Annotated in this window: 19 protein-coding genes; 14 read left to right on the top strand and 5 right to left on the bottom strand. The window is 50.7% G+C overall.

What is annotated here, in order from left to right; all coding sequences use genetic code 11:
• The first annotated feature begins 27 nt into the window (after nt 1–27).
• The gene (locus BUB81_RS06665; protein ID WP_073320142.1) at nt 28–549 is read left to right on the top strand and encodes a 3'-5' exonuclease; all 522 of its coding nucleotides are present in this window, start codon (nt 28–30) and stop codon (nt 547–549) included.
• A gap of 24 nt (nt 550–573) precedes the next feature.
• Nucleotides 574–1,275 carry an aspartate/glutamate racemase family protein gene (locus BUB81_RS06660; protein ID WP_073320139.1) on the top strand — a complete coding sequence of 234 codons (702 nt, stop codon included), beginning with the start codon at nt 574–576 and terminating at the stop codon, nt 1,273–1,275.
• A gap of 19 nt (nt 1,276–1,294) precedes the next feature.
• Here the strand turns inward: BUB81_RS06660 and BUB81_RS06655 are convergent, their stop codons facing one another.
• The gene (locus BUB81_RS06655; protein ID WP_073320136.1) at nt 1,295–1,795 is read right to left on the bottom strand and encodes a hypothetical protein; all 501 of its coding nucleotides are present in this window, start codon (nt 1,793–1,795) and stop codon (nt 1,295–1,297) included.
• Between the two features lie 358 nt (nt 1,796–2,153).
• On the opposite strand from BUB81_RS06655, the gene BUB81_RS06650 reads away from it, so the two are divergent.
• A complete protein-coding gene (locus BUB81_RS06650) occupies nt 2,154–2,654 on the top strand; it encodes a CYTH domain-containing protein (RefSeq protein WP_073320133.1) in 501 nt (166 codons plus the stop codon).
• 105 nt (nt 2,655–2,759) lie between these two features.
• Here the strand turns inward: BUB81_RS06650 and metK are convergent, their stop codons facing one another.
• Nucleotides 2,760–3,908, bottom strand: a complete 1,149-nt coding sequence (metK, locus tag BUB81_RS06645; protein ID WP_073320130.1) for a methionine adenosyltransferase — start codon at nt 3,906–3,908, stop codon at nt 2,760–2,762.
• Between the two features lie 292 nt (nt 3,909–4,200).
• Between metK and tkt the strand changes: the two genes are divergently transcribed.
• The 5 genes from tkt (at nt 4,201) to BUB81_RS06620 (ending at nt 10,811) form a co-directional block, all read left to right on the top strand.
• Nucleotides 4,201–6,192, top strand: coding sequence for a transketolase (gene tkt / locus BUB81_RS06640; RefSeq protein WP_073320128.1), 1,992 nt, complete (start codon nt 4,201–4,203; stop codon nt 6,190–6,192).
• 30 nt (nt 6,193–6,222) lie between these two features.
• The gene (gene epd / locus BUB81_RS06635) at nt 6,223–7,239 is read left to right on the top strand and encodes an erythrose-4-phosphate dehydrogenase (RefSeq protein WP_073320125.1); all 1,017 of its coding nucleotides are present in this window, start codon (nt 6,223–6,225) and stop codon (nt 7,237–7,239) included.
• A gap of 45 nt (nt 7,240–7,284) precedes the next feature.
• Nucleotides 7,285–8,460 (top strand): phosphoglycerate kinase, encoded by a 1,176-nt coding sequence (locus BUB81_RS06630; protein ID WP_073320122.1) that lies wholly within the window; start codon nt 7,285–7,287, stop codon nt 8,458–8,460.
• 153 nt (nt 8,461–8,613) lie between these two features.
• Complete coding sequence (locus BUB81_RS06625) at nt 8,614–9,510, top strand: fructose bisphosphate aldolase (protein WP_073320119.1); 897 nt, start codon at nt 8,614–8,616, stop codon at nt 9,508–9,510.
• Between the two features lie 149 nt (nt 9,511–9,659).
• Nucleotides 9,660–10,811, top strand: coding sequence for a GGDEF domain-containing protein (locus BUB81_RS06620; RefSeq protein ID WP_073320116.1), 1,152 nt, complete (start codon nt 9,660–9,662; stop codon nt 10,809–10,811).
• A 474-nt stretch (nt 10,812–11,285) separates the two neighbouring features.
• On the opposite strand, the gene ppx is transcribed toward BUB81_RS06620, so the two are convergent.
• From ppx to BUB81_RS06605, 3 genes are all read right to left on the bottom strand, one after another.
• Complete coding sequence (ppx, locus tag BUB81_RS06615; protein WP_073320113.1) at nt 11,286–12,818, bottom strand: exopolyphosphatase; 1,533 nt, start codon at nt 12,816–12,818, stop codon at nt 11,286–11,288.
• Nucleotides 12,815–14,887 carry a polyphosphate kinase 1 gene (gene ppk1, locus BUB81_RS06610; RefSeq protein ID WP_073320110.1) on the bottom strand — a complete coding sequence of 691 codons (2,073 nt, stop codon included), beginning with the start codon at nt 14,885–14,887 and terminating at the stop codon, nt 12,815–12,817. The genes ppx and ppk1 overlap by 4 nt, the downstream gene beginning before the upstream one ends.
• 124 nt (nt 14,888–15,011) lie before the next feature.
• Nucleotides 15,012–15,521 (bottom strand): glycine cleavage system transcriptional repressor, encoded by a 510-nt coding sequence (locus BUB81_RS06605; protein WP_073320107.1) that lies wholly within the window; start codon nt 15,519–15,521, stop codon nt 15,012–15,014.
• 140 nt (nt 15,522–15,661) lie between these two features.
• On the opposite strand from BUB81_RS06605, the gene BUB81_RS06600 reads away from it, so the two are divergent.
• From BUB81_RS06600 to BUB81_RS06575, 6 genes are all read left to right on the top strand, one after another.
• Nucleotides 15,662–17,809: an ABC transporter permease subunit gene (locus BUB81_RS06600; RefSeq protein ID WP_073320104.1), complete on the top strand. Its 2,148-nt coding sequence runs from the start codon at nt 15,662–15,664 to the stop codon at nt 17,807–17,809.
• Entirely contained in the window at nt 17,802–19,391 is a 1,590-nt protein-coding gene (gene pstA, locus BUB81_RS06595) for a phosphate ABC transporter permease PstA (protein WP_084526284.1), read from the top strand. Before BUB81_RS06600 ends, pstA begins: the two co-directional genes overlap by 8 nt.
• A gap of 5 nt (nt 19,392–19,396) precedes the next feature.
• Nucleotides 19,397–20,203 (top strand): phosphate ABC transporter ATP-binding protein PstB, encoded by an 807-nt coding sequence (pstB, locus tag BUB81_RS06590; RefSeq protein ID WP_073320101.1) that lies wholly within the window; start codon nt 19,397–19,399, stop codon nt 20,201–20,203.
• Nucleotides 20,204–20,217: 14 nt separating this feature from the next.
• On the top strand, nt 20,218–20,934 hold the full coding sequence (gene phoU / locus BUB81_RS06585) for a phosphate signaling complex protein PhoU (RefSeq protein ID WP_073320098.1): 717 nt from the start codon (nt 20,218–20,220) through the stop codon (nt 20,932–20,934).
• A 316-nt stretch (nt 20,935–21,250) separates the two neighbouring features.
• On the top strand, nt 21,251–22,519 hold the full coding sequence (locus BUB81_RS06580) for an inorganic phosphate transporter (protein WP_073320095.1): 1,269 nt from the start codon (nt 21,251–21,253) through the stop codon (nt 22,517–22,519).
• Between the two features lie 140 nt (nt 22,520–22,659).
• Nucleotides 22,660–22,956 carry a GIY-YIG nuclease family protein gene (locus BUB81_RS06575; RefSeq protein WP_073320092.1) on the top strand — a complete coding sequence of 99 codons (297 nt, stop codon included), beginning with the start codon at nt 22,660–22,662 and terminating at the stop codon, nt 22,954–22,956.
• The last annotated feature ends 145 nt before the right edge of the window (nt 22,957–23,101 follow it).

Raw genomic sequence — 23,101 nt, 5'->3', positions numbered from 1 at the left:
AAAGAATAACAATAACGAAAGGTGATTATGCAGGTTCCTTCTATTATCGACATCGAAGCCAGTGGGTTTGGTGCACACAGCTACCCGGTTGAAATTGGCGTTATTCGGGAGGACGGCGGCAAATTTTGTCAGTTAGTTAAACCCTACCCGGACTGGACCCACTGGGAACAAGAAGCTGAGTCATTGCACGGGCTGAGCCGCGAGCACCTGCTTGCTCATGGCAACGATGGCACCGCAGTCTGTCTGGCCCTGAACGACTTCTTAAAAGGCACAACCGTATACAGTGACGGCTGGGTTGTTGACCATCCCTGGCTCATAAAGCTGTTCAGTGCAGCGGGTGTACCCATGCAATTTGAAATACGCGCGCTGGAATATGTGTTGTCGGAATATCAGATGGACCATTGGCAGCATGTTAAACAGCGGGTAACGCAATCGTTGACAATAGCCAGGCATCGCGCCAGTGTAGACGCTGAAATCATTCAACAAACGTTTTTTCATACCCGGCAAGCAGCGCTAAACAACCAAAAGACAGTGGTGAATCAGCGTTAATATTCGCTGTGTTAAGGAGTCAGTGTGCACACCATAGGATTAATCGGCGGCATGAGCTGGGAGTCTACTGCACTCTATTACCGGTTGCTCAATGAAGGTATTAAAGCCCGTTGTGGCGGATTGCACAGCGCACCGCTCATCTTGCACAGTGTCGATTTTGCGGAAATCGCCGCGTTACAGCACGACAACAACTGGCCTGCGTTAACAACGGCGTTGTGTGACATTGCCAAAAAACTCGAACAAGCGGGCGCTAAAGGGCTCCTAATCTGCACCAATACCATGCACAAAGTCGCCGCGAATATCACGGAAGTGGTGCAGATCCCCGTTATTCACATTGGTGACGCCATTATCGTCGCCTGTAAAGAGCAGGGGTATCAACGGGTCGCTTTGCTTGGTACGGCGTTTACCATGGAGCAACCTTTTCTGAAAGATCACCTGAGTGCGGGTGGGTTAGACGTGATGGTTCCGGACGAGGCAGATCGCCGCATTGTTCATCAGGTTATTTACGACGAATTGTGTCAGGGTAAAGTGCTCGATAGCGCAAGAGAGCAATACCAGCGCATTATTGAACAGCTAAAACAACGCGGGGCGCAGGCGGTTATATTAGGTTGTACCGAAATCGGTTTGTTGATTGCTCCCCAGGATTCGTCATTACCGGTATTGGACACTACAGCGTTACATGCAAAGAGCGCTGTAGACTTCATGCTAAGTAGCAAGCCCAACTGAGACGGCTGACCGGAGCTGGTTAGAAGTAATAATGCACACCCATTACCAGGGAGTTATTGTTCTCGTCACCGACATACCGAAATTCATAGCCTACGGCTAATCCAAATCCATAAGGTTCACCGAATTGCCAGCCTACACCCGCCGCGGTGGCATTATGGCCCGTAATCGGCAAGGCCGCTGCCTGCGGGTTCAGGAAATACTGTGTGTTACGTAATGTTGCATAAACCCACTGGGTCGACGAGGAGGTCACCGCCCGGCGCGCCGACAGACTGACGGCAGCCAAATCCAATAAATCAACGCGTGGCAAATTGGTGGGAACGTAAGGATTACTTCGACTGTTCATCCGAATATCGAAGCGCCATTTCGGTAACCGGGCATTTTGGTACTTAATGAAATACTGGGCGTTGTCCGCAGGCGCACTTACCAGCGGAGATTCTGGTAAAAAAGCAGGTTGATTTGCCAGCAGAGGACTACTAAAACTACCGGCCAAACACAATAAGATTGCGCGGCGCAGTGGCATTAAAACGTTCCGGTTTTTCGTTGAGTGTTTTTATTAACTATAGCGTTATTCAACCGGATCACAATAACCAGCCAAAAATAATTTCTACATTTTTTAATTTATTTTTTTGCCGTTTACCCATGCGCGATGAAGGCTCAAGTTAGTGCTTACATACGTGTTTTGAGTAGCGGCTAGAATTTTCACTAACTTATTGAATGAAAGCAGAAAATCTGAACACAACGCAGGCAGTAAAGTCTTACAGTCTGCAGCAGTATGATATGGAAATATTCCCCTCTGTGGACTAACGTTAAAGTATCTTGCGGTGAGCGGAGTACCGCAGCAGAAAGTCAGGAACACGTTCGTATACGAGGACTAAGTTATGCGTGCAGAATGGGAAATTGAGCGAAAATTTGTCGTTACTTTTTTACCTGAAGGATTGTTAGACACCCGTCAGCCAGTAAAGGTGAGGCAAGGGTATATCTCGTCAGATGGGGAGCGTCAGGTACGCATCCTGGATGAAGGAGGTAACTACACTATGATCATCAGCCAGGGTTTTGGACATAAACGTCAGGATACCCGAATGGCAATCAGCGCCGAGCAATTCGAACAACTCTGGCCGCTAACGCAGCACATGCGGGTGGAAAAGCAGCGCTATCGCATCGGCTTTTTCGGCCACAGTCTTATTCTCGATGTGTTTGCGGGTCACCTTGAGCCGTTGATGCTTGTTGAGGTTGAGTTCGACTCAGAAATGAACAGCAGGCAATTTCTGCCACCGGATTTCGCTGAATTTGAAGTGACTCACCGGCGTGAATACCAAAATGTTCACCTGGCAAAGTTCGGCTTGCCCGACACGCTGGCCATGGTGAGTTGCCAGTACTAAGCACGCTCGGTTAGCGCCTAGGGTTATTTACACACGTAAAAAAGAGGCAACCAGTGCCTCTTTTTTGTTTGCGACACCAAGTCGCAGGTTTTCTTTCAAATATTGCTATTTTACGCTGCTGCGTAATGCCTCTGCCTTGTCGGTAGCTTCCCATGGGAAAGCGTCGCGGCCAAAGTGACCATAGGCAGCTGTAGGGCGGTAAATAGGGCGTTCCAAATCCAGCATCTGAATTAAGCCATAAGGGCGCAGGTCAAAGTGCTCTTTCACCAGCGCAACCAGGGTTGCTTCGTCCACGCTGCTAGTACCAAAGGTATCAATGCTGATAGATGTTGGCTCTGCTACACCAATAGCGTAAGACACCTGAATCTCACAGCGTTTAGCCAGGCCAGCTGCAACAATGTTCTTGGCAACATAACGACCGGCATATGCGGCTGAACGGTCAACTTTTGACGGGTCTTTGCCCGAGAATGCACCACCACCGTGACGTGCCATACCGCCGTAGGTGTCTACAATGATTTTACGGCCTGTCAAACCGCAGTCACCCATTGGGCCACCGATTACAAATCGGCCGGTAGGGTTAATGTGGAATTTGGTGTCTTTGGAAATCCACTCAGCAGGTAATACAGGCTTAATCACTTCTTCCATTACCGCTTCACGCACGGTATCGGTCGCAACAGAGTCACAATGCTGGGTAGACAGGACAACCGCATCAATACCAACCGGCTTGCCGTTGTCATAAATAAACGTTACCTGGCTTTTGGCATCCGGGCGAAGCCAATCCAGCTTGCCAGACTTACGCACTTCGGCCTGGCGTTGAACCAAACGGTGTGAATAGGTAATCGGCGCAGGCATTAATACGTCGGTTTCATCTGACGCATAACCAAACATCAAGCCCTGGTCACCGGCACCCTGTTCTTCCGGGCTGGCGCGATCCACACCCTGGTTGATGTCAGGAGACTGCTTACCAATGGCGTTTAATACGGCGCATGAGTCAGCATCGAAACCCATGTCTGAATGGGTGTAACCAATGTCGCGTACGGTTTGACGGGTGAGTTCTTCAATGTCTACCCAGGCAGACGTGGTGATTTCACCGCCGACTAATACCATACCGGTTTTTACGTAGGTCTCACAGGCAACACGTGCCTTTGGGTCCTGCTCAAGGATCGCATCGAGGACCGCATCGGAAATTTGATCGGCAATTTTATCCGGGTGTCCTTCTGACACAGATTCGGATGTAAATAAACGCGCTGCCATGGTGTCTCCGTAATATTTTGAAAAACTGAATCTCTATATTGTAGCAAGCACAATAATAAATACCAGTCTTTACTTCTGGACGTCTAAAGGTCTATTTGTTACGTTTACTTGACACAAGGGATCAGTTCTTCGTTGCAAAAATTACGGAAATCCCACAACTAAGACAGAAAACACGTTGAACTGGATAAGTCACTGGGCGACAATACGTGCCCCAGTGTAAGACGTAATCGCTGTCGTCTCGTTCGCAACTTCGCCAAGAGCCGCAGCAACACTCATTATTTCAGGAGACAACATGCCTTCTCGTCGAGAACTCGCCAATGCCGTTCGGGCATTAAGTATGGATGCCGTCCAGCAAGCTAAATCTGGTCACCCTGGTGCGCCTATGGGCATGGCAGATATTGCCCAGGTGCTGTGGTGCGATCACCTACAACACAATCCGTCTAACCCGGAATGGGCGAACCGCGACCGCTTTGTGCTGTCGAATGGTCACGGCTCTATGTTGTTGTATTCACTGTTACACCTGACCGGTTACGACTTACCGATTAACGAATTAAAGCAATTCCGCCAATTGCACTCTAAAACACCTGGTCACCCAGAGTATGGCTATGCACCGGGTGTTGAAACCACCACAGGTCCATTGGGCCAGGGTATCACCAATGCCGTAGGTATGGCGCTGGCAGAAAAAGTGCTGGCGGCGCAGTTCAACCGCGACAACTTCCCGGTTGTTGATCATTACACCTATGCCTTTATGGGCGACGGCTGTTTAATGGAAGGTATCTCTCACGAAGCCTGTTCACTCGCCGGTACTTTAGGTCTGAACAAACTAATCGCGTTCTGGGATGACAACGGCATCTCAATCGACGGTGAAGTAGAAGGCTGGTTTACTGACAACACGCCTGCGCGTTTTGAGTCTTACGGCTGGAATGTCATTACTGGTATCGACGGTCACGATCCGGAAGCCATCAACGCAGCTATTGAAGCGGCGAAAGCACAAAGTGACAAACCTACCCTGATTTGTTGTAAAACCGTGATTGGTTTTGGTTCTCCAAACAAACAAGGTAAAGAAGACTGCCACGGTGCGCCGCTGGGCGATGACGAAATCGCACTGACCCGTGAAGCGTTGGGGTGGTCTCATGCGCCATTTGAAGTGCCTGCAGATGTTTATGCTGGTTGGGATGGCAAAACCAAAGGCGGTGAAGCTGAGCAAGCGTGGAATGCATTGTTCAACGATTACGCTGCAGCGTACCCAGAATTGGCCGCTGAACTGAAGCGCCGTTTAGCTGGTGAGCTGCCTGCCGATTTCGAAACCAAAGCCGACGAATACATTGCGTCTTTGCAAGCAAACGCGCAAAACATTGCCAGCCGTAAAGCGTCACAAAACGCGCTGAATGCGTTTGGTCCGTTACTGCCTGAATTTCTGGGCGGCTCTGCTGACCTTGCAGGTTCTAACCTGACAATCTGGTCGGGCAGCAAAGGCGTAGAAAAAGACGACGCCAGCGGTAACTACGTCTACTATGGTGTGCGCGAATTTGGTATGTCTGCCATCATGAACGGTATTGCCCTGCACGGCGGTTTCAAAGCTTACGGCGCAACCTTCCTGATGTTCATGGAATATGCCCGTAATGCTGTACGCATGGCCGCGTTAATGAAACAACCGGTTATCTTCGTGTACACCCACGACTCAATTGGCCTGGGCGAAGACGGCCCGACTCACCAACCGGTAGAGCAGGTAGTCGCCATGCGCGCTACACCAAACCTGGACAACTGGCGTCCGTGTGATCAGGTCGAATCTGCCGTAGCCTGGAAACAAGCTATTCTGCGCAACGACGGTCCAACGTCTTTGATCTTCAGCCGCCAGGGCCTGGCTCAACAAGCGCGTGACGCACAACAAGTTGCTGATATTGCTCGCGGTGGTTACGTACTGGTTGACTGTGACGGTACGCCTGAGTTTATTCTGATTGCCACTGGTTCAGAAGTCCAGCTGGCGGTTGATGCAGCGGCACAACTTACCGAACAGGGTAAAGCGGTCCGCGTAGTGTCTATGCCATCTACCGACGTATTCGAGCGTCAGGATGCAGACTATCGCGAAGCTGTACTGCCATCTGCCGTGGTTAAGCGCGTAGCAGTTGAAGCCCTGTCTAAAGAAAGCTGGTACAAGTACGTTGGCTTTAACGGTGCAATTATTGGCATGGACACCTTTGGTGAGTCTGCACCAGCAGGTGACCTGTTCAAGCACTTCAATATTACTGTTGAGGCAGTGGTAGAGGCGGCGCTGGGGCTATAAACGCCCTGGCCAGCAGGCTAGTAAAAACATATGGTAAGAATAGCCATTAATGGCTTTGGCCGCATCGGCCGAAATGTACTGCGGGCACTCTATGAGAGTGGCCGCAACCAATCTATGCAAGTGGTTGCTATAAACGAACTGGCCGACCCGGCCGGTATGGCGCACTTGCTCAAATTCGACACGTCACATGGCCGCTTTGCCTGCCATGTGGAACGCGACGGTAGCGACCTCATTGTTGCCGGCGACCGCATTCGTTTATGTCACCAGTCCGATATTCAGGGCTTGCCCTGGGAAGAGTTAGATGTAGATATTGTGCTGGAGTGTACGGGGCAGTATCAGGACCGCGCCAGCGGTTTACTGCACATTCAAAACGGCGCTAAAAAAGTCCTGTTTTCCCAGCCCGGTGCGCCCGACATGGATAACACCATTATTTTTGGCTGTAACGAGGACACTCTGCGCCCGGAACAAACCGTGGTGTCTAACGGCTCCTGTACCACTAACTGTATAGTGCCGGTGATTCAGGTACTCGACGAAGCCTTTGGCGTAGAAAGCGGCACCATCACCACCATTCATTCTTCTATGCACGATCAGCAGGTCATCGACGCATACCACCCGGATTTGCGCCGTACGCGCGCTGCCAGCCAGTCGATTATTCCGGTCGACACGCGACTGGCCCGGGGCATAGAGCGGATACTGCCGAAGTTTGCCGGTAAATTTGAAGCGATAGCTGTGCGCGTACCTACCATCAACGTTACCGCTATGGACTTAAGCGTAACGTTAGCCGCACAGGTTACAATTGATCAGGTAAACGACGCGCTTCGCAATGCCAGAAGCGGCAAGCTGGCCGGTATTCTGGATTACACCGAAGAACCCCTGGTGTCGGTGGATTTCAATCACGATCCGCATTCGTGTATTGTGGATGGTACGCAAACCCGCGTGAGTCACAAGCAGCTGGTGAAAACCCTGGTGTGGTGTGACAACGAATGGGGCTTTGCAAACCGTATGTTAGATACGGCACTGGCGATGTATCAGGTGGGCAGTCATTAATTAACGCATTTTAGGTTTTACTTTTTAATTTAATAAGGAAGAGCAATGTCAATCCCAAGCATGTCAGATATTGATTTGTCAGGTAAGCGCGTATTGATCCGTCAGGATCTGAACGTTCCGGTAAAAGACGGTAAAGTTACCTCAGATGCACGTATCAAAGCGTCACTGCCTACCATTAAAGCCGCGCTTGACGCAGGTGCAGCCGTTATGGTGATGTCACACCTAGGACGCCCGACTGAAGGCGAGCCAGCGGATGAGTTTTCGCTACAGCCTGTTGTGGACTACCTGAATGACGTGCTGGATACCGACGTAAAACTGGTAAAAGACTACTTGGATGGCGTTGACGTAGCTGCCGGTGAGTGCGTAATTTTAGAGAACGTGCGCTTTAACAAAGGCGAAAAGAAAGACGACGAAACCCTGTCTAAGCAATACGCCGCGCTGTGCGATGTGTTTGTAATGGACGCATTTGGTACGGCTCACCGCGCCCAGGCATCGACTCACGGCGTTGCCAAATTTGCTCCACAAGCGGTAGCTGGTCCATTGTTAGCTGGTGAACTGGCTGCACTGGCGAAAGCACTGGATAATCCGGCTCGCCCGATGGTCGCCATTGTGGGTGGCTCAAAAGTGTCTACCAAACTGACTGTGTTAAAATCATTAGCAGAGAAAGTAGACCAATTGATTGTGGGCGGCGGTATCGCCAATACCTTTATTGCGGCACAAGGCCACAATGTGGGTAAATCACTGGTTGAAATGGATCTGGTTGACGAAGCGAAGCAACTGATTACCCAGGCGCAAGCCAATGGCGGTGACATTCCGGTACCTACCGACGTGGTAACCGGTAAGGCTTTTGCTGAAGATACGCCAGCAGAACTGAAAAACGTTGCTGATGTTGCTGATGACGATATGATTTTTGATATCGGCCCAGACAGCTCAGCTGCGCTTGAAGACATTTTGAAGAACGCGGGCACCATTGTTTGGAATGGTCCGGTTGGTGTTTTTGAGTTCGATCAGTTCGCAGCTGGAACAAAAGCACTGTCAGAAGCCATTGCAGCGAGCAATGCGTTTTCAATTGCCGGCGGTGGTGATACGCTAGCGGCAGTGGATAAGTACAATATTGCTGACAAAGTGTCGTACATCTCAACCGGTGGTGGCGCTTTCTTAGAATTTTTAGAAGGGAAAACCCTGCCTGCCGTTGCGGTACTCGAAGAAAAAAATAAATAACAACAACGCAACTCAGCAGATCTTCCCCGCCGGGTACCTGTGACACATAAACACAGGGCCTGGCAGCCTGCTAACGGATCAGCAGGTCAAACGATTTTTCGTAACCCTACAGCCGTTTAATCGCGGTACATGAAAAAGAAAGGAGTGTTGCACATGGCATCACAGGCACAGCAAGCTATGCTTGATAAAATCCTCACTCAGGGAGGCTTTATTGCCGCACTGGACCAGAGCGGTGGAAGTACCCCAAAAGCCCTCAAACTTTACGGCATCGACGAGTCAGCTTACGCTAACGACGACGAAATGTTCGACATGGTTCACGCCATGCGTACCCGTATCATTACCTGTAATGCCTTTTCTGGCGAGCGCGTATTGGGCGCTATCTTGTTCGAAAATACCCTGGACCGTGACATTGAAGGTCTGTCTTCTGCAAATTTCCTGTGGCAAAAGAAGCGCGTTGTTCCGTTTCTGAAAGTCGACAAAGGATTAGAAGCCGAAGCCAATGGCGTTCAGTTAATGAAGCCAATGCCGGGTCTTGACGAACTGTTAGCAAAAGCCAACGCACAGGACGTATTTGGGACTAAAATGCGTTCAGTAGTAAAACTGGCTAATCACGAAGGCATTAAAGCCGTGGTTGAGCAGCAGTTTGAAGTGGGTAAGCAAATTCTGGCGGCAGGTCTGGTACCTATCATTGAGCCTGAAGTTGATATCAACAGCCCGGAAAAAGCGGAAGCAGAGGCCTTACTGAAGCTGGAAATTCTGGCGCAATTGAACATGCTGGGCGACGAGAAAGTCATGCTTAAGCTGACTATCCCGGAGCAAGCCGATTTCTACAAAGAGTTGGTGGACCACCCGAAAGTGCTGAAAGTGGTAGCGCTGTCTGGCGGTTATAGCCGCGACGACGCCAATGCCAAACTGGCTGAAAACCACGGTATGATCGCAAGCTTCTCGCGTGCACTGACCGAAGGCGTATCGGCACAACAAAGCGACGCCGAGTTTGAAGCAACACTGGATACCGCTATTGAAGCCATTTATCAGGCTTCATTAACCTAATCCTGCCTCTCTGTGACGCCGGTTTCGTCGGCGTCACGATATCGCTACGCTATCCCCTAATTATCCTGCTGGTTATTTGTACTGCATTCGCGTATATTCCGTAATCGCTTTTAACAATACAATAACAAAGAAAGTAGGTTGTCACCGTGATGGATTATGATTATGTGGTAGCACAGACTTTGCTGCTGGGGATAGTTGCCCTGATTGGCGTGGTATTTACGTTCGCACTCCCCGTTCCAAACCATAAAACAAAAGCCAGTTCCGGTGTATTTGCCCGACTTTTTCTGGCTGCCTGCTGGCTCGTAGAAGTCTTTCAGACAGTGCGTTTCTCCGGATACGAAGACATCGGTCGCATGGGGTTCTATGTAATGTCTCTCTCAGCGGCATACATGCTCATGATGACCATTGTTAAGCGCTACGGGCATTCATTAAATCGCCAACAAATAACGTTAGTGCTGCTGCATCTGGTGGGCGTGGCACTGTGTTCATTGCTGCTTCAGGCTGGTTACCTTCCTCAGTGGACTGCCAATACGGTTATATTGTTAAGCGTCGCGTTTCCGGTGTGGCAGGCTATCCGCCGGGTAAAATATTATCTGGCAACAAACAGCCTTGGCGACAAAGTGCTTTATGCCGTGTTGTCTACGGTGTTCTATACACTCCTCGCTATTTTGCCGATTTACCTTATTTTCTTCGACGCCAGTATTGTGCATCACCACAGTTTAACCTTCGCGATTTTACTGGTGTTTATGCTGGTGTTTATGTTGTCGTTTGCGGTGAGTGTGTTGCATTCGCTGGTTAACCGCTTGCATACACAAGTGCATACCGACCCACTCACGGGGGCCAAAAACCGTCATTTCTTCTACGAAATTGCGCCAAAGCTGAGCGCCCACGCGTTGCGCAATAACGAAATTTTGTCAGTGGTGGCCTGTGACATCGACCACTTTAAAGCTATTAATGACAAACACGGCCACGTAGTCGGCGACATCGCCTTAAAGCGTTTTTGTAAGATTATTAAGGACGAACTGCGAGCCGAAGATACATTGATCCGCATGGGCGGTGAAGAGTTTTTAGTGTTGAGCCCGCACTGCGACCGCAATCAGGCCACCGAACTGGCTGAACGGCTGCGCAAGGTTATCAGTGAAACCGAAATTGAAGCCAAAGGGGTAAACCTTATGCTCACGGCTTCATTTGGGGTGATTGAAATGACCCACAACAGCGAGTTTTTCAGCAGCGTAAAAGAAGCCGACCAGGCGCTATACAACGCCAAAGCCGCAGGCCGTAATCAGGTGATTACGGTTTAGGGCACGTCCGTCCGTCGTCCCGGAAAAGGCGAAGCGATTATCTCCATCCGTCGTCCCGAAATTGCTTCAGCGATATTCCCATCCGTCGTCCCGAAATCGCCCCAGCGATATTCGGGATCCTAGGAAACATCCAGCGGTGGTTGTTTTTAGATCGCGGCCTTTTTGAATAGGTCCCGGGGCAAGCCCGGGATGACGGCTCTTTACCCGGAACGAACCAGGGTCCCGGAAACGCGAAGCGCTTGTCCCCATCCGTCGTCCCGAAATCGCCCCAGCGATATTCCCATCCGTCGTCCCGAAATCGCCCCAGCGATATTCGGGATCTTGGAAACATCCAGCGGTGGTTGTTTTTAGATCACGGCCTTTTTGAATAGGTCCCGGAACAAGCCAAGGTCCCGGATCAAGTCCGGGATGACGGGGAAAGGATGTATCCCACCCATCCGTCGTCCCGAAATCGCCCCAGCGATATTCGGGATCTTAGGAAACGTCCAGCTCAATACCCACAGCTGACTGATAGCCTTTTTCGCGTTCCAGGTCGGCCGTCATGATGGGTTTTGACGGCAGCCATTCTGCTGGAAAGGTCACACTGAGTTTGTCTTTTTCGACGTCAACTTCAAACTCAGGCAAGAATGATTCCTGGCGTTTTATGTTTAACAGCACGCCCAGTCGCAGCATCACAATCAAACGGTACACGTCTTCTTTGTCGTATTGGGTAAACGACGGAATATCGGCAATGCGTATTTTCTTGCGATGGAAACGCACCAGGGTGGCTAACAATTCTTGTTGAGCTTGATTAAACCCGGGCATATCTACATTTTGCAGAATATACGCTGAATGGCGCTGTACGCCGCGGGTGTTAATTTGAAAGCCGACTTCATGCAATAACGCCGCCCAGCCTAAAATAGCGCGATAGTCAGGGTGACGCAGCTTCCACGCCTTCTGACAATGGTTAAACAGGGTCAGAGTCGTGTTGAGTACCAGGTTTGCCTGATCGATGTCGACATCGTAACGGGTCGCAAGGCTGCTGGCGGTGCGACTGCGAATATCGCTGTTGTGCAGCTCATCTTCCATCTGATACAGCACGCCTTCCCGCAAAGCGGCAGGGGAGTATTCCAACGCTTCAATCTTGAGCGCCTTGAATAAACCTATCAGTACGCACAAGCCGGCGGGAATGACCGGGCGTCGGTCCTCGGTCATTTCCGGGAAATTGAGCTTGTCGATATGGCCAGCTTCAATGAATTGTTTCATTAGCGACTTTAACGCCTTCAGCGTTACCGGCACATCATGCTCGCCTTCTTTCTGAGTCTGCTGAACCAGATTGTAAATGGCCTTAATGGTACCGGAAGTGCCGATACAGCGCTGCCAGCCTAACCGGCGGTAGCGCTCCTCAATAGGTTCCATTTCTTGCTCGGCAGCGGTGATGGCTTTGTCAAACGCTTTGGCTTTCAGCTCGCCATTAGCAAAAAAGCGTTGGGTGTAGCTAACACATCCCATTTGTAAACTGCGCAGCAGTAAAGGCGATAAACCTTCTCCAATGATGAATTCAGTAGAGCCGCCGCCGATGTCTACTACCAGACGTTTACCCGCGTCGTGATTGGTATGCGCTACCCCAGAGTAAATAAGACGGGCTTCTTCCGTACCTGAAATCACTTCAATGGGGTAGGGCAGCACTTGCAATGCTTCTTCAATAAACTCTTTGGCATTCACGGCCCTGCGAAGCGTGTGGGTCGCTACAATGCGAACTGAGTCCGGTTCAAACCCTTTCAACGAATCAGCAATGATTTTTAAGGTATCCAGCCCGCGCTGCTTGGCTTCGCCTTGCAGCACGTTGTCTTCGTTTAACCCTTCTGCCAGTCTGACTTTTTGTTTCACCCGGTGAAGGATTTGCACTGAGCCTGCAACGATGCGGGCAACCACCAGGTGAAAACTGTTTGAGCCGATATCAAGCGCGGCCACTTTACTGGCTTCACGACTTTCTACGCTGGCAAATGACGAAGGGTCTGGACTCATTTCTTCTCTTCTAGCTGTTTAAGGTAGTCATAAATCTCTTCCTGAGAGCGCAGCTTTTTGCGATTTCCACGTCTAACATACTGGTTAACTTGTTCCTTGTCGATCTCTCTGGCTTTCATGGTATCGCGGAACTGAATTTCCATAATATCCACAATGCGTTGCTGGAGCGCATCGTCATAAACCGGTGCACCCACCTCGATACGGTTGTCCATGTTACGCATCATCCAGTCAGCCGACGAGATGTACACTTTGCGGTTGCCGCCGCCATTGAAAATCATCACCCGGGGGTGTTCCAGGAAGCGGTCTACTACCGAAATGATTTTGATGTTTTCACTCAGACCTTTAATGCCCGGACGCAAGCTACACATACCGCGTACGATACCGCGGATTTTCACGCCTGCCTGGCTCGCGCGGTACAGATCGTCAATCAGTTCGTTGTCGACCAGGTTGTTGATCTTAAACGTAATGCCGGCTTTGTGGCCTTCTTTCAGGTATTGGATTTCCTGACGGATCAACGACTGAATTTTGGTACGGGCGTTCAGCGGTGATATTTGCAGATGCTGGAACTTGTAGCGGCGGTACGGGTTCGAAATTAAGTCGAACACAGCGTTGCCTTCCTCGGCCAGCTCCTGGTTTTTGGTAAACAAGCTGAAATCGGTATAGATTTTCGCGGTTTTCTCGTTGAAGTTACCGGTGCCGAAGTGCGCGTAATGCATAAGTTTGCCGCGCTCTTCACGCGACACAATACACAGTTTGGAGTGAATTTTTAACGACGGCACACCAAGTACCACGCGAATGCCAGCGTCGGTCATACGCTTCGACCATTCAATGTTGGCTTCTTCGTCAAAACGGGCGCGCAGCTCAACGATTACCGTGACTTTCTTGCCGTTATCTACTGCGTCAATTAACGAGCTGATAATACGAGAATGGCTGGCTACCCGGTAAATGTTAATCCGAATCGACTTCACATTAGGGTCAAACGCGGCCTGACGCACAAACTCGGTAAAGTGCAGGAAGCGGTGATACGGATAGTACAGCAATATGTCGTGGTCGCTGATGGCGTCGAATACCGTGTTGTAGGCCGAGAAGTCTTTCGTGTCGATGGCCGGTAACGGCGGGTGTTCAAGGTATTCACGACCCGGGTTAGGGAAGCCAATAAAGTCTTTAAAGTTACGGTAGTGACCGGCAGAATGCAGGGTATCGAGCTTGGTGACTTTTAAACGCTTTTGTAAGTCCTCTACCATGTCTTCTGGCATGTCCTGATCGTGGATCACCCGAACGGGCTCGGCAATCAGGCGCTGCTTCATACTCTCAGACATTTTCTCAACGTAGCTTTCGTCGATTTCGTCGTTAATGGAGTATTCTGCGTCGCGGGTCATTTTAAATGAGTAGGACTCCAGCGTGTCGAACTTCACGAAACCACGGAAGATATCTTCCATGGAGAGCTGGATCATATCGTCGAGCAAAATGATGTGCTTGTTCTTGCGGCTGCGCTGAGGCGGTATTAAGAAGAAACGTGGCACTTCGCCCGTTGGCACCTGTACAGCCGCGAATCTTGGACTACGTCCTTCGCGACGCAGAGCCACATACAAATACACGGCATTACCGTTCAGTCGGCTGAGCAGGTCCGTTTTCTTATCAATCAGAATAGGCGCGATGTGTCGAAGGACTTTGTTTATAAAGTAATTCCTTACCCATTCGCGTTGATAGTCTGTCAGCTCGTGCTTTTGCAGGATGTAAATATTGTAGCGAGCCAGCGCTTTCACCACATCTTTGTGGATAGTGTCGAACTTCTTCGACAACGCCATCACCTTCTGCTGGATTTGTTCCAGTAGTTTACGCTGGTGCTGGGCTTCCAGCTCGTTACCGTCATTCTGGGCAATAATGATTTGCCGTTTTACGTCAGAAACCCGTACCCGAAAGAATTCGTCCAGGTTGTTTGAATAGATGCCCAAAAAGCGAATGCGCTCAACGGCGGGGTTATTCTTGTCGGCGGCTTCCTGCAATACGCGTTCGTTAAACGCCAGCCAGCTCAGTTCTTTGGGATAATAAAGATCAGTCGATTCCATAATTACATCAATTATTCAGCGATCAAAACGCGTTAACATGCCAGCGAAGTGTGACAGCATGTTGACGGCGCAAACAAATTTTTGCGGCCAGTGTTTGGCTGGCAATGGCCGCGGGTAACAAGCCCTACGACAGGGTTGTGGTAATGTCTACAACCAGGTCGTTGGCAACGGCTTCCAGCGCTTCCTGCAGATCGTCGCGATCCAGGTCGGCCGACACGCCTACGCGCAGCTGTGCCTTAAACATCTGACTGCCCCAGTTAGGCGCGCTTTCGCAAGTAGACGCAAAGTGCAAAATGTTGAGATTAAAGCCATGCAGTACATTGGTAAGCTCCTGCACGATGCCGGCGCGGTCATTGCCCATCACCTCAATGCGCAGCATTTCGTCGGGCTGTTCCAGCGTATCGGTAACCGACTGCGACTGGACCTGCAATCCGTCCAGCGTATTCAGCGCGTCAATGAGCGCCTGATGCTGTTCGGCCGGCACCAGCACTTCCACAAAACCCGCAAATTGTCCGGCCATATGTGCAAAGCTACTGCCTTGCCAGTTGCCACCGAACTGATACACCTTTTTCGCCACCGCATCGACTAAGCCGGGGCGATCTTTACCTATTACAGTGATGATGACAGGCTTCATGCATTCACTCCTGTGAGTTGTTCTGCGTCGTCGAAAAAAAGCGCGACGAAGTCAGGTATTTATAAGTTTCTCTTGATCTTAAAATATCACAACTTACACTGCTGAGCAGTGCAATTTAAGCCAAATCATGACTCTGGATAATGAATGTAGCAGCTGAGCAGGGATCTGTACTGAAAAAACGTCGCCGCCGGGACACTGCTGCGCGCGTCATTATCAGTGGTTTTGGCGGAATCGTGCTGCTAACCATGGTCATTCTTATATGGCATTTGTTCTCGCAAGCGGCCAGCATAGCGATGTCGCCCGACGCTGACATTCAGACCGAAATCCCGGTGTTACCGTCTGGTCGCTACTTATATGTCGGTGATATGGACAGTGGTCAGGCCGCTATTATTGATGGACCCGGATGCCGTTTGACTCTGGCCAGGCTCGAAGCCGATACCCTGACTGCCCGCCAATCCATTCGCCGTCCTTGTAGCCACACACTTACCACCTTGCAAGTGCAGGGACAGCCCTATGCGGTGGATATTTCTACCAGCGGGCAAGTGCGATTATTACCCGTGCCAACGGTCGGCACAGCCCAGACCCTGGGGTCGTTCGGTACGCCTCTGGCCAGCGAGCTTTCATTTGCGATCCCCGAAGCGGTGTGGGCCGAACACACAGACTGGACGCTCGGCGTTGGTGAACAATGGCTGATCATGGTGGTGAATACCGCACAGTCGCAATTAATTCAGTGGGTGAATCGTCAGGACCCGGCGAATATCATGCGCCATACCTTGCCTTCATCACACCCCGTTGTGTTGCTGCCCGACAGCAAACAAGTGGTGCAGATACGCGATCGAGAACTGCGCTTTTACAATGAAAAACATCAGCAGATAAACCAGATTTCCCTCACCAAAGCAGTCGATAAAGTGTTTACCTTTGTGAAAAACCGCTCGCTGTTTGTTACCCACCCCGACAGCACGGTGAGTCGCTACACGGTGTTTAACGACAAAGGCACGCTGCGCTATCAGCGCACTTACGTACTTGCGTTGCGTAAGCAGGAACAACCTGTGGCCATTTACCCGCATGCCAGTGTGAATGGCCTGGCCATGGTGACCAATCAACAACAGCTACTGCTTATTAATCGGGTAACTGGCGAAATTGTAGAGCGACGCGGGTTGCCAATTCAGCCAACGGGCGTGAGCTGGTTCGATAACCGGGCTTATGTGTTTTCCGATGCAGTCATGATCAAACTTCGCATTCAACACCTTGCTGGACTCAGTACCGCAGACAGCTTACTGACGCCGCAGATCTACGAGGGGTACAAAGAGGCAGATCAGCTTTGGCAAACCACCAGTGCAACGGATTATCAGGAAACCAAAATGAACCTGGTACCGCTGCTAATTGGTAGCTTTAAGGCGTCGGGGCTGGCGTTGTTGATTGCCATACCGCTCGCACTGGGCGCGGCGGTGTATACCGCGTATTTTGCTCGCCCTAAAGTGCGCGACAATATGAAGCCAGCGATTGAAATGCTCGAAGCCATTCCGTCGGTCCTCATTGGTTTTATAGCTGCCATTTGGCTGGCGCCCTTGGCAGAACGTTTTTTATTTTCGTTCGCGGTGTTCTTATTTACCGTGCCGTTTAGCTTGTTGTTGATTGCGTTTGTGCAGCACAAGGTAGCGCGCAATTTGCCGTCAGAAGTTCGCAACGTAGCGGAACTGATACTGCCGGTGTTAGGGATTGTCGGACTGGGTTACATCAGCATCGAATGGGCGCCGCAGTTGTTGTTCTACCTGCTGGAAGTCAATGACTTTGATTTCATTACCGACGCCACCGGTGTGCCGGTAGGTAAAACCACTATTCTGGTTGCCATTGCATTGGGGTTTGCTATTTCTCCCAGTATTTATTCGCTGGCCGAAGACGCCATTAGCGGTGTGCCTGCCAGCCTGCGACAGGCCTCTTATGCGCTCGGCGCGACACGTCTTCAAACCTTACGCCGGGTGGTGTTGCGCGTGGCGTTTCCGGGCATCATGGCGGCGATCATGCTGGGATTCGGACGCGCCTTTGGCGAAACCATGATTGTATTAATGGTAACGGGCAACACACCCATTGCCGATTGGGACTTGTTTGCTGGTTTGCGTGCGCTTACCGCGAACCTTGCCATTGAGCTACCCGAGGCCGAGCTGGACAGCATGCATTACAAGGTATTGTTTTTAACCGCCTGTGTGTTATTTACCTTTACCTTTGTTGTGAACACGTTGGCAGAGCTATTGCGCCAGCGCCTGCGCAGGAATGCCAGCTATGGGTAAATGGTCGGTCAGGCAATTTCTCTCCAACCGTCAGCAGCAGTCCTTTGTGATTAGCTTGGGCGCGTTTTGTGCCAGTTTGTTGCTGGTCGCCCTGGTATGTGTGCTGGCGCTAATTGCACTGCGTGGCAGTGATTACTTCTGGCCACGGCCGGTGCACTCGCTGACCTATGTTGACCTGGCCGGTAAGGAACACAAAGTATATGGGCAGGTAGGCGTGGGGCACGCCTCCAGCCAGTACAGTGCCGGTACCCAGCGCTTGTGGCTGATTCGTTATTCAGACACGCGCTACCCGTATGGAAATCAATTAATTCTGGAAACGCCCGCGATTCAAAACCTGGCCGTTGCCAAAGACGCAGCAGACATGTTGTTAGCCGACGGCACCCGGGTGTTTGCGAAACCCGTGAGTGTGGACATGCCGGAAAATCAGGCGCAGCCGCTGTCTTCACTGGCTCAGGCGCAAGCCCGGGTAGACTTGCTGCAGCAGGACGTTGATCAAATCCGCACGCAGCACCTGGCGCCTATTCATCGTCGTCTGGCCGAGCTGGATATTCGCGCGGTAGCTGAAGACGCACCAGCCAGAGAGCGGTTGTCTGCCGAATTCCGCGAGTGGCAAACCAAGGTCCTGGAACGGGAAGCCCAAATAGCCGAGTTTCGTTTAAACGTGCAGTTTTCTGACGGCGCGCCGTTCTCTATTGCGCTGAATGAGCTGGACCAGCTTACCTATACCGGCCAGCTCACGACCTGGGGCAAGTTAGGGGTTGCCGCTGACGGAGTGTGGACATTCCTGAGTGAGTCGCCAAAGCAGGCTAACACCGCGGGTGGGGTGTTCCCGGCGCTGTTTGGCACCGTGCTGATGATTTTTATTATGACCATACTGGTAACGCCATTTGGCGTTATGGCAGCCATTTACCTGAACGAATACGCCCCGGACAACAGCATGACAGCGGTGATACGCATCTGCGTGAGTAATATGGCGGGGGTGCCCTCTATTGTGTATGGCGTGTTCGGGCTGGGCTTTTTTGTGTATATGGTAGGTGGTCAAATTGACGAGCTGTTCTTCAGCGACCGCTTACCGGCACCGACCATGGGGACCCCCGGGGTATTCTGGGCGGCACTCACCATGGCTATTTTAACCTTGCCGGTAGTGATTGTGGCGACCGAAGAAGGGCTGCGCCGTGTGCCAGACAGGCTCAAAGCGGGCAGTTATGCACTGGGGGCCACTAAACTGGAAACCATCTGGCACACTATATTACCCATTGCGAGTCCGGGTATCATGACCGGTGTTATTCTGGCCATAGCCCGGGCCGCCGGTGAAGTTGCACCGTTAATGCTGGTAGGCGCTGTGAAGTTTGCGCCGAATTTGCCGTTTGACGGTGAGTTCCCTTACCTGCATCTGGACCGCCAGTTTATGCACCTGGGAGTATTAATTTACGACGGCGCATTCCACAGCCAAACCGATATGCGCAGCGCGTCGATGATGTTTGCCAGCTGTTTGCTGTTATTGCTGGTGGTTTTTGTGTTAAATATTCTGGCTGTCATTTTACGTAAGCGGCTACGTCAACGATATTTGCGAGGTTACTGACGCTCATGCTGAAACTGTTCGAACGGGAACGACTCGACCTGGAAGGCCTGTCGCCGGAACAAACGGCCATAGAAGTACGCGACCTGAATTTGCGTTTTGGTCAGAAGCATGTGCTGCACGACATTAACATGCGCATTCCCAAACACCGCATTACCGCGCTAATTGGCCAAAGTGGTTGCGGCAAGTCCACGCTGATCGCGTGTTTTAACCGTATGAACGATTTGATCCTGAACAGCCAGACCAGCGGTGAAATTGTGATTGAAGGGCGCAATATTAATCACAAAAAAGAAAACCTGTCGTTGCTGCGCTCTCAGGTAGGCATGGTGTTTCAACGGCCCAATCCTTTTCCAATGAGCATTTACGACAACGTGTGTTACGGACTGCGGTTGCAGGGCATCAAGCAGCGCCGGCAACTCGATGACGCTGTAGAGCGCGCATTGCACGAAGCTGCACTGTGGGAAGAAGTAAAGGATCGTCTGTTTGACTCGGCAATGACCCTGTCGGGCGGTCAGCAGCAACGTTTGGTTATTGCACGGGCGCTGGCGCTGAAACCGAGTATTCTGTTACTCGACGAGCCCACCTCGGCATTGGACCCACTTACCACGCTGTTTATTGAAGAACTGATGGGTGAGCTTAAGAAACGCTGTACCATTGTGATTGTTACCCACAATATGCAACAAGCTGCGCGGGTGTCAGATTACACGGCGTTTCTGCATCAGGGCGAACTGGTGGAATACAGCGACAGTGATACGCTGTTTACCATGCCCGACAAGAAACAAACCGAAGATTACATCACCGGCCGTTACGGCTAAGGAGAGGGACGCGTATGCATCAGGTCGCACTGAATACTCACATCTCTGATCGCTTTAACCTGGAGTTGGAAAACCTCAGAAACTCAGTGCTCACTATGGGCGGCGAAGTCGAACAGCAGTTAATCGATACTCTGAAAGCCATCAGTACGAATAATCCGGGGCTGGCAGAAAAGGTCATACTCAACGACCTGAAAGTCAATTCCATGGAAATGCAGATCGACGAAGAATGCGTGCGGATTATTGCCAAGCGGCACCCAACCGCCAGTGATCTGCGTTTGATCATGACCATCTCAAAGGCCATCACTGACATTGAGCGCATGGGTGATGAAATAGAGCGTATTGCCAAGCTGGTAACCAAACAAAAGATCCCGGCATCGGAGTCGATAAAAAGCAGCATGCTGCAAATTGGTCAGCAGGTTACGGCCATGATGCGCGGTACCTTCGACGCCTTTGCTCGTCAGGATGAGCGCGCAGCGTTACACGTGTATGATCAGGACAACCGCATCGACAGCGAATATAAAAAATTGCTGACTTTTACCACCGGTGAAATGTCGCGGTCGGGTGAAGATATGGAAGACTGGCTGGAAATATTGTGGGCACTGCGATCGCTGGAGCGCATTGGTGATCGCTGCAAAAATATCTGCGAATACATAGTGTCGCTGACCAGCGGAAAAGACGTGCGTCATACGCCATTAGAGAGTTTGCAACAAAAATTAGACGATTTAACCTGAGCGAAAAACAAAATACCGGCTAACATTGTCTTAAATCTGTAACGAAAGTGAAATATTTGCTGTAAATATCATCGATCAGGATGATAAAGCCGATTATTTGTAGCAGATCGTCGAAAATGGTCTATGGCTTGTCTTCGGATTAAGTTAGAATGCGCCGCAATATTGAAGCTTCAGTATAAAAAACGAACGAAGAACAATGCATAAATTCAACGTGCTGGCAGTAAGCGTGAACACGACAGAATGCCCGTCAGCAGTAAATACGTCTTTCAACGCGCGACGTCTGACAGACTGCTAAACAGACTGGGAGCTATTGTCAGTGGATTTCCTACAAAGTTATGGCATGATTCTGATCATCCTCGCCGCTGCGGTGGGATTTGTGATGGCATGGGGTATTGGCGCAAATGATGTGGCCAATGCAATGGGCACCTCAGTAGGTTCTAAAGCCCTTACCATCAAGCAAGCTATTATCATTGCCATGATATTCGAATTCGCCGGTGCCTATTTGGCCGGTGGTGAAGTGACCTCGACGATCCGTAAAGGCATCATCGATACCGCTTATTTTGTTGATATTCCCGAGTACCTGGTACTGGGAATGATCTCGTCTTTATTTGCTGCAGGTCTGTGGTTGGCGGTCGCGTCATACCTGGGCTGGCCGGTCTCTACTACTCACTCTATTGTTGGTGCCATCATTGGCTTCACGGCTGTAGGCGTGAGTATGGATGCGGTTGAGTGGAGCAAAGTTGGCGGTATTGTTGGCAGCTGGATTGTAACGCCGGCGATTTCCGGCGTGATTGCGTATCTGATTTTCATGAGCGCACACAAACTGATTTTCGAAACCGACAAGCCGTTCCATTACGCACGCAAATACGTGCCGTTTTACATGGCGTTTGCGGGCTTTGTGATGTCGCTGGTGACCATTAAAAAAGGCCTGAAACACGTTGGTTTGGACCTGTCTCCAACCACAGGCTATGTGTTGTCTGTTGTGTTGGCCGTAATTATTGCGTTCATTGGTAAATGGCTTATCAGTCGCCAGGCTTACAGTCACTCAGAAGACGCGGATTTACAGCGTGCAAACGTAGAAAAAGTCTTCGCGTTGTTAATGGTTGTTACCGCTTGTTGTATGGCATTTGCGCACGGCTCTAACGACGTTGCGAACGCCATTGGCCCATTGGCTGCAGTAGTTAGCGTTGTATCCAACGGCGGTGAAATTGGTTCAAGCAGTTCACTGGCACCGTGGATTCTGCCTTTAGGTGGTTTAGGTATTGTTGCGGGTCTGGCTTTATTTGGTCACCGCGTTATCGCTACCATTGGTGAGGGTATCACTCACTTAACCCCTAGCCGTGGCTTTGCGGCTGAAATGGCGGCTGCCTGTACCGTGGTCATTGCCTCAGGCACCGGGCTACCAATCTCTACCACACAAACGTTGGTAGGCGCGGTATTGGGTGTGGGCCTGGCACGCGGCGTGTCTGCGCTTAACCTGGGCATTATCCGCAACATCGTGATTTCCTGGGTAGTAACACTGCCTGCTGGCGCAATCCTGTCTATTCTGTGCTTCTTCACGCTTAAAGCCATATTTGGCGTGTAAATTCAGGTGTCAGTTTGAGGTGCTTTTGTGCTTCAAACTGATATTGCCGATTTCCTATATTCGTTTTCCGATCTTTGATTCAGTAGTCAGCATCGTTTGATAGCGCTCAAATAAGCTATGTTTGTTTTCAGGACAATGGCATGTCTGAACGTTATTCCGCCGTGTATATTCTATCTAACTTCACACGCACTGTGCTGTATGTTGGCGTTACCAGCAATTTGCCCCAGCGCGTGTACCAGCACAAAATGTCCATGGCATCCGGCTTCTGCACCCGCTACAACGTAAAAGACCTGGTGTATTACGAAATGCACGAAGAAATGTACGCCGCGATCACCCGCGAAAAGCAATTAAAACGCTGGCGGCGAAGCTGGAAAGAAAAACTGATCACACAAAAGAATCCCCAATGGTTGGATTTGTATCCCTTGATTGTAGGTTGAGTTCTTGGCTTATAAAGCGCTGTCATCCCGGGCTTGCCCCGGGACCTATTCAAAAAGTCCGTGATGTCAAAACGACCCCCGCTGGATGTTTCTAAGATCCCGGATATCGCTCGGGGCGATTCCGGGACGACGGATGGGGATATCG

Origin of the sequence: Marisediminitalea aggregata (genome assembly GCF_900129565.1) — a bacterium.
GTDB lineage: Bacteria > Pseudomonadota > Gammaproteobacteria > Enterobacterales > Alteromonadaceae > Alteromonas > Alteromonas aggregata.
The sequence above is the reverse complement of the archived record's forward strand: the minus strand, read 5'-3'. Positions and strand labels throughout refer to the sequence as shown.